Raw genomic sequence first — 7,307 nt, 5'->3', positions numbered from 1 at the left:
TCATCTGACCCACCCCACCCCACCCCGGGGCCCCCGGCCGCCACGCGACCGGGGGCCCTCCCACGCCACCGTGACACCGCAGCCGCTGCGGAGGGGCACCGGTGGATCTGGTGGTAGGACGGGGTCCACCAGCTGCCGTTCCCTCAGCGCACCGCGCACCCCGTGCGAGAGGTCCACGGCCGGGGAGCAGCGCAGTCCCTCCGCCCTCGGCCCGGCCGCGGGCGTCGGCGAAGACCTGGGGCAGGGACGGTTGGGAAGGGACGCAGCGAAGCACTCGGCCGGTCACGGGACCGGCGCAGTAGGGGCAGCCCCCGTCCGGGGTGGCCACCGGACAAGGACCGGCCCGGGGTACGGGCCGGAGGTCCACGCGAATCACCGTGTGCTCGGTGGCACCACGAGGCACCGGTGTCGGAAGGGTGAGGAGGGCAGTGGCCATGGGGCAGCGGGCCCTCTGGGGTCGACGGCAGGAACGGGGCGAGCGGCTCCGGCCTCTCGCCCCGTTCCTTCCACAAGGGTCAGATCAGGTGATCGGTGAGGTGGCCGGGGGTGCCGAAGCGGTGAGCGGTGATGCTGATCGGCTGCTCGCGCAGGAAGGGCAGCAGGTCCCGTCGTCCGGCCGTGGTGACCAATCCGTCGTAGACGGCCACGTCGGGCCGGCCGCCCAGGTCACGGCGGCACTGCAGGACCGAGAAGCCCGTGGACCGAGAGTGAGGTATTACACCCTGGAGTGCTACGCTGGCCCGCATGAGATGGACGTCCCAGTCTCGCGGGGCTCCGCAGGCCACTACGACGGCAGGACGCAGCACGGACGGTTCTCCTCGGTGGCAGCACGTGGTCATCCTGCGTGGCGTCTCCGACGACGTCGGTCAGCGCATGATCCTCCGGGAGATCGAGCTGGACGCGCCACCGGACGCGATGGCCGGCCCGAGCGGCGCCGGCGAGAACCCGGCACACCGGAGCGTCGACGTCCGGTCCGGAGGCGATGGCAGGATCTCTTCTGCCCGCCGTTCCCGGGCGCACGCAGGACGGTTGCGGCCCCTGCGGGTGGCAGCTCTCCCCGTCCGTGTCCCATCGCCCGCTGTCGATGACCAACCTTTTGCACCCAGGAGCACAGCCATGAATTCCACCACCCTGCCTGCCCAGTCGCCTGTGGTGAGGCCGGCATGAGCGCCTCCCCCACCATGCCGACGGCCGTTCCCCTGGTTCCGCGCGTGGGCGTGGACGAGGCGCTGGAGAGCTTCTTCGGGCCACTGGTCGACGTGCTCGAGTCGATCGTCTTCTTCGCCGTTCCGATCGGCGAGGCCCAGCTGCCGCTGCTGGTCGTGTGGCTCTTCGGCGGAGCCGTGTTCCTCACCGTGCTGGTGGGCTTCAAGCCGTGGCGCGACATGCCGCACAGCCTGCGGATCATCCGCGGGCACTACAACCGCTACGACGACCCCGGGCAGGTCACCAGCTTCCAGGCCCTGGCCACGGAACTGTCCGGCACGGTGGGCCTGGGCAACATCGCCGGCGTGGCCGTGGCCATCTCCATCGGTGGCCCCGGCGCCTCGCTGTGGATCATCTTGGCCGGCCTGCTGGGCATGTCCGTCAAGATGGCCGAGGCCACCCTGGGGCAGAAGTACCGCCGGGTCCACACCGACGGCACCGTCTCCGGCGGACCGATGTACTACCTGCGCGACGGACTGGCCGCCCGCGGGATGCCGCGGCTGGGCAAGGTGCTCTCCTACGCCTTCGCGATCTTCATGATGATCGGTGCCCTCGGGGCCGGCAACGTCTTCCAGGCCAACCAGCTCGCCGCCCAGGTGACCCTGGCGACCGGCGGGGAGGACAGCTTCTTCGCCGGCTCCGCCTGGCTGATCGGCCTCGGTGTGGCTGTCATCGCCGGCGTCGTGATCCTCGGCGGCATCACCTCGATCGCCCGCTGGACCAGCAAGCTCACCCCGCTGATGGCCATGCTCTACCTGGGGTGCGTGCTCGTGATCCTCACCGTGAACATCACCCAGCTGCCCGCGGCGATCGGTCTCATGTTCTCCAGTGCCTTCACCGGGGAGGGGGTCACCGGTGGCCTCGTCGGCGTGGCGATCATCGGCATCCAGCGGGCCGTGTTCTCCAACGCCGCCGGCGTCGGCACGGCCGGGCTCGCCCACTCCGTCACGAAGAACCGCCGCCCGGCCCAGGAAGGCTTCGTGGCCGCCTGGGAACCGTTCATCGACTCCGTGGTGATCTGCACGCTGACCGCCCTTGCCGTCATCGTCACCGGGCAGTACCTGAACACCTCAGGCGACGGCGTCGGCATCACCACCGCGGCCTTCGCCACCGTGAACTCGGTCTTCCCGTACCTGCTGACCGTCTGCGTGGTGCTGTTCGCCTTCTCGACGATCCTGAGCTACTCCTACTACGGCAAGAAGGCCACCGGCTATCTCTTCGGCGACAGCAGGATCGCCGAACGCCTCTACGACCTCGTCTGGGTCGTCATGATCGTGGTCGGCGCCGCCGTCTCCCTGGACACCGTGATCCGCTTCTCCGATGCCATGTTCTTCCTCATGACCGTCCCCAACCTCCTGGGCGTCTTCCTGCTCTCGGGGGTCATCCGGAAGGAGATCTTCGGCCACCGGGAAGACCTCCGCACCGGCCAGCTGCCCCTCGTGGCCCCTGCCGATCGCAGTACCATCATGGGCAACCGAACACCGGACCCCGAGGCGGGGACCACCGCCCGCACCCCGGCCCCGTGACGCCGTCCACCTGCGCTCCGCACTGACGCCCGGCACACCGGGCGGGCACATCGCCCCGGCCGTACCGACCCGCAGCTTCCCCACCACTCCGGAGAGACCACCATGCCCCGCACCACGTCCAGCGACATCACCGTCATCACCGCCGACCAGGTGTTCGACCACCTGCCCATGGGCACGGCCATCACGGCCCTGGAAGAGGCCCTGCAGTCCGGGCTGAACCCGCAGGACGCTCCCGCGCGCAGCAGCGTTCCGCTGGAGAACGGCAGTTTCCTGCTCATGCCCGGCGAGCACGGTGCCTACGCCGGGGTCAAGGTCCTGACCGTGGCGCCGGGCAACTCCGCCCGAGGGCTGCCGAAGATCCAGGGCAACTATCTGCTCTTCGACGCCGACACCCTGCGGCCGCTGGCACTCATCGACGGCGTGGTCCTCACCGCCATCCGCACCCCGGCCATCTCCGCACTGGCCATCGACCGCCTCGCCCCGGCCGAGGCGACCTCCCTGCTCGTCTTCGGCACCGGACCCCAGGCGCTCTACCACGTGCGCGCCGTAGCGGCCGTGCGGGACCTGAAGTCGGTCACCGTGGTGGGACGGTCGGAGGCGAAGACCGACGGTCTGCTCGGGCAGCTGCGCGCCGAGGGTCACGTCGCCCACCGCGGCACCGCCGCCGACGTGGCCGAAGCCCAGCTGATCACCTGCTGCACCAGTGCCCGGGAACCCCTCTTCGACGGTTCCCTCGTGCGCGATGACGCGGTGGTGGTCGCCATGGGGTCGCACGAACCGGATGCCCGTGAGGTCGACGACGCACTCCTGACCCGCAGCACCGTCTACGTCGAGGACGTCGAGACCGCCCTGCGTGAAGCCGGTGACGTGATCATCGGCATCGAGCACGGCACCATCACGCGCGAGGATCTCCACGACCTTCCTTCGCTGATCCGCAACGGGCCGCCCACACGCTCGGGCCCGGCGTTCTTCAAGTCCGTCGGCATGGGCTGGCAGGACCTGATCACCGCCCGCGTCGCCTACGAGAACCTCGCCCCGTCCCAGGCCTGAGCACGTTCGCACCACCCGTGCGCCACCGCACCACGGCATGCACCCCGGAAGGAAGTCATGAGAACGATCGTCATCGGCGCCGGAGCCATCGGGCTCTCCGCGGCCTACTACCTGCGCAAGAACGGGGTCGAGGTCACCGTCGTCGACCCGGCACCCCCCGGCTCCAAGGCCTCCAGCCACAACGCCGGATGGATCGTGCCGAGCATGTCGGCCCCGGTCCCGGCCCCGGGCATGATGCTCCAGGCCCTGCGCTGGATGCTGCGCCGGGACAGCCCCCTCTACGTCACTCCCACCTTCAGCCCGCAGTTCGTCCGTTTCATGGCGCTCATGCTGCGCAACTGCACCACCGCCCGGTTCGAGGCCGGCCTGCATGTCCTGTCGGACCTGAGCGCAGAGACCCTCCAGCTGTTCGACGACCTGGCCGCCGACGGAATCCGGTTCGAAACCCACGCCGACCCCCTGACCATGCTGTTCCAGGAGCCCCAGAAGCTGGAGGCGCACGCCGTGGAGCTCGAGACCGTGGCCGAGCGCATTCCCGGCTTCTCCTGGCGGGCCCTGGACCGCCAGGACCTCGCCCGGGAGATGCCTCTCGTTTCCGGCGGGGTCGCCGGCGGGCTGCAGAGCTTCGGCGACCGCTCCCTGGATCCCGCCTCGTTCACCGCCGGACTCGCCGCGGCCTGCACGCGCGACGGCGTCGAGTTCCGCCTCGGCCGCCCAGCGGCCCTGCAGCAGGAACCGGACTCCTCCGTCTCGGTTGTCGTCGATGGGGAGGTGCTGCACGCCGACCGGATCGTCGTGGCCGCCGGTGTGTGGACCAACCGGGTCCTGGCCGGCATCCACGAGAAGGTCGCCGTCCAGGCGGGCAAGGGCTACGGCTACGATCTGCCGCTGCAGCCCGACGGCCCCACGCACCCCCTGTACCTCGCCGAGGCCAAGGTCGCCATCACCCCACTGGACACCAAGGTCCGCATCTCCGGGACCATGGGCTTCGGCGGGATCGACGAACGCATCAACTCCGTCCGGGCCGGCGGCATCCTCACCAGCCTCCCGTCCTACTTCACGGCGTGGCCGGACCTTTCCGAGAAGCCCCAGCCGTGGACCGGACTGCGTCCCATGACCCCGGACGGGCTGCCGATCATCGGCCCCCTGCGGCGCCGGCCGCACGTTCTGGTCGCCACCGGCCACGCCATGCTGGGCATCAGTCTCGCCCCGCCCACGGGACGGTTGATCGCCGAGATGGCGACCGGCCACGCTCCGGGCCGCCATCGAGCCAGTCTGGCCGCCGACCGCTTCTGACCTGCGGCGCGACGCTGCCGTCGCCGGCCGGCTGGACAGGCATCCCGCCCCTGACCACCCCCCGGCTATGGTGGGCGTGAAACCTTGCACACGAGAAATGGGGAGAAGATGTGGGCGTTCCTCTGACGTGGAACGACAGTCCAGCACAGGCTGTTGCGACGCAGAGCTTCCGGGAGCAGGCCGCCCGGATCATCCGCGCTCAGATCGTCTCGGGGCGACTTGAGCCGGGGTCCATGTACTCCATCGGGGAGATCGCCGAGAAGCTCAATGTCTCGATCACCCCCGTGCGCGAGGCACTGCACGACCTGGCCCGGGAAGGCCTGATCGAGATGAAGCGCAACCGTGGCTTCCTCGTGCGCACGCCCTCCAACAAGGAACTCGACGACATCGTGCAGATCCGCGCCATGCTCGAAGTCTCCTCGGTGCGCGAGATCACCGAACGGGCACTCATCGCGGACTTCGCTGCCCTTCGGCACTTGAGTCGCAAGACCGAGATGTCCGCACGGGCCGGGGAGTGGATCGGATTCCTGGACACCGATCGGGAATTCCACCTGGCGATCCTCGCCGCCCTCGACAACCCCAAGCTCCTGGAGATCGTCGGCTCCCTGCGCGACCAGAGCCGACTCTTCGGTCTGGACAAGATGGCCGGATCGGCCCACTTCCTGCAATCCACCAGGGAGCACGAGCTGCTGCTCGATGCCATGGAAGCTCAGGACCCGGAACGAGCGGCATCGATCATGGCCACCCACCTGCGGCACGTCCGGGGTATCTGGGCCGGCCGGACCGAACCCGATCAACCACGGTGAGGACGAACACCCGTCAGACCGCCCGCCGAGGGCAGGTTCGCGACGCCTCCGTCCGCGGCACCGAGCGCTCCAGCCGGTCCGGCGTCGCGGATCTCAGGAGCGGCGCAGGGCCTGTGCGACCCGGTGTGCCTCCGCGTAGGCCCCGTGCGTGCCTGCCGTGGAGGAGGTGTAGTCGCCGGCGAAGTGCATCGCCCCCACCGGGCGCTGCAGGGCCGGCAGCGCCCGCGCTCGCTGAGGCGTGAGCAGCGAGAAGCAGTGCTCCCAGGACTGTCCGTGCACTCCGAGGATGTGACCGCGGAGCTCGGGGACGACCGTGAGGAAGTCCTCGACCCACTCCTCGATCAGTGCGGGGTCCTGGGCGAAGCCCGGCAGGTACCCCGCCGAATTGCCGTAGCAGACGAACCGGACGATGTCCGGACCGGTGGCGGGGCCGGGCACGGGGTTGATGACGGCGTCGAACCGGGTGCCGACGGTCGTCAGGAAGGACCACTCCTTGAGCTGGGGGGCCTGACCGGCGTCGGCCACGATGTTGAGGGTGGTGCTCCCCGGGGTGCTGACCTGGGTCAGGGCCTCGGTCTTCCAGTCCGGCAGCTCACGGCAGAGGCGGCCGACCACGGGCGCCGGAACGGCCATCACCACCTGGCGGGCGCTCACCGTGACATCCTTGTTCGCCGTGGTGGCGCGGAGCCGGTAGAGCTCGGCATCGGCATCGAATTCCACGGCGGTGACGCAGGTGTCCAGGTGCACGGTGCCTTCCGGCAGCCGTCGGCTCATGGCTGCGGGAATGGCCTGCATCCCCTGCGCGGGATAGAAGCGGTTGTTCTGTTCCCGGGCGAGGTAGCTGGCGAAGTACCGCAGGGCATACTTGGCCGACAGTTCCGTGGGCCGGCCCACGGAACCGCCCTGGACGGCCGCTGCCAGGATCGCGACGACCTCGGGGTCCAGGCCGGCGAAGGACTCCGCGACCGTGCGGTGCTCCAGCTCGTCGGCCTCCGAACCGATGGATCCGTCGGCGGTGAAGGCGGTGTACTCCTCCACGGCCCGGGCCAGGAAGGCGCGCAGCTGCTGCTGGGCGTGGGCCGGCAGCGGCAGGGCGTCCACGACGCTGTCGTTGTCGGTGGACACCGCGGTGGTCCCGCCGAAGTGGATCCCGTAGGTCGTGGGGCGGAACGGCACCAGTTCCAGGCCCAGTTCGGTGGCCAGCGTCTCGGCCATGGTGTCTTTGTAGACGAACAGCGCCCCGGTGTTGGCCGGCACGCCGGCCACGGGGACGGTCTTCGTCCGGCCGCCCACCTCGGCGCCGGACTCCAGGACGCGGACGTCGAGCCCGGACTCGCGCAAGAAGTAGGCCGTGCCGAGGCCGGCGGGCCCTCCGCCCACCACCACGACGTCGTGCGTTTCACTCATGGGTGCGCCTCATCAG

6 protein-coding genes are annotated in these 7,307 nt (G+C 70.0%); 4 read left to right on the top strand and 2 right to left on the bottom strand.

The window, feature by feature from the left end; all coding sequences use genetic code 11:
• Window positions 1-515: 515 nt before the first annotated feature.
• Window positions 516-647 (bottom strand): hypothetical protein, encoded by a 132-nt coding sequence (locus tag ACFYE1_RS13170; protein ID WP_387743522.1) that lies wholly within the window; start codon window positions 645-647, stop codon window positions 516-518.
• Between the two features lie 516 nt (window positions 648-1,163).
• On the opposite strand from ACFYE1_RS13170, the gene ACFYE1_RS13165 reads away from it, so the two are divergent.
• The 4 genes from ACFYE1_RS13165 to ACFYE1_RS13150 all read left to right on the top strand — a co-directional run bounded on the left by ACFYE1_RS13165 (window position 1,164) and on the right by ACFYE1_RS13150 (window position 5,884).
• A complete protein-coding gene (locus ACFYE1_RS13165) occupies window positions 1,164-2,732 on the top strand; it encodes an alanine/glycine:cation symporter family protein (protein ID WP_387743503.1) in 1,569 nt (522 codons plus the stop codon).
• A 102-nt stretch (window positions 2,733-2,834) separates the two neighbouring features.
• Complete coding sequence (locus ACFYE1_RS13160) at window positions 2,835-3,782, top strand: ornithine cyclodeaminase family protein (RefSeq protein ID WP_387743500.1); 948 nt, start codon at window positions 2,835-2,837, stop codon at window positions 3,780-3,782.
• Between the two features lie 57 nt (window positions 3,783-3,839).
• Window positions 3,840-5,078 carry an FAD-dependent oxidoreductase gene (locus ACFYE1_RS13155; protein ID WP_387743497.1) on the top strand — a complete coding sequence of 413 codons (1,239 nt, stop codon included), beginning with the start codon at window positions 3,840-3,842 and terminating at the stop codon, window positions 5,076-5,078.
• Window positions 5,079-5,188: 110 nt separating this feature from the next.
• Window positions 5,189-5,884, top strand: a complete 696-nt coding sequence (locus ACFYE1_RS13150; RefSeq protein ID WP_387743494.1) for a GntR family transcriptional regulator — start codon at window positions 5,189-5,191, stop codon at window positions 5,882-5,884.
• 93 nt (window positions 5,885-5,977) lie between these two features.
• Here ACFYE1_RS13150 and ACFYE1_RS13145 read toward each other — a convergent pair whose 3' ends face one another.
• Window positions 5,978-7,291 carry a flavin monoamine oxidase family protein gene (locus ACFYE1_RS13145; protein WP_387743491.1) on the bottom strand — a complete coding sequence of 438 codons (1,314 nt, stop codon included), beginning with the start codon at window positions 7,289-7,291 and terminating at the stop codon, window positions 5,978-5,980.
• Window positions 7,292-7,307 lie beyond the last annotated feature (16 nt).

Source organism: Kocuria nitroreducens (genome assembly GCF_042879195.1).
Lineage (GTDB): Bacteria > Actinomycetota > Actinomycetes > Actinomycetales > Micrococcaceae > Kocuria > Kocuria nitroreducens.
Note: the sequence above shows the minus strand (reverse complement) of the source record. Positions and strands in the feature narration are given on the sequence as shown.

Coding starts and splice junctions, on each gene's coding strand:
- ACFYE1_RS13165 (WP_387743503.1), top strand. CDS start 1,164: ATGAGCGCCTCCCCCACCATGCCGACGGCCGTTCCCCTGGTTCCGCGC.
- ACFYE1_RS13160 (WP_387743500.1), top strand. CDS start 2,835: ATGCCCCGCACCACGTCCAGCGACATCACCGTCATCACCGCCGACCAG.
- ACFYE1_RS13155 (WP_387743497.1), top strand. CDS start 3,840: ATGAGAACGATCGTCATCGGCGCCGGAGCCATCGGGCTCTCCGCGGCC.
- ACFYE1_RS13145 (WP_387743491.1), bottom strand. CDS start 7,291: ATGAGTGAAACGCACGACGTCGTGGTGGTGGGCGGAGGGCCCGCCGGC.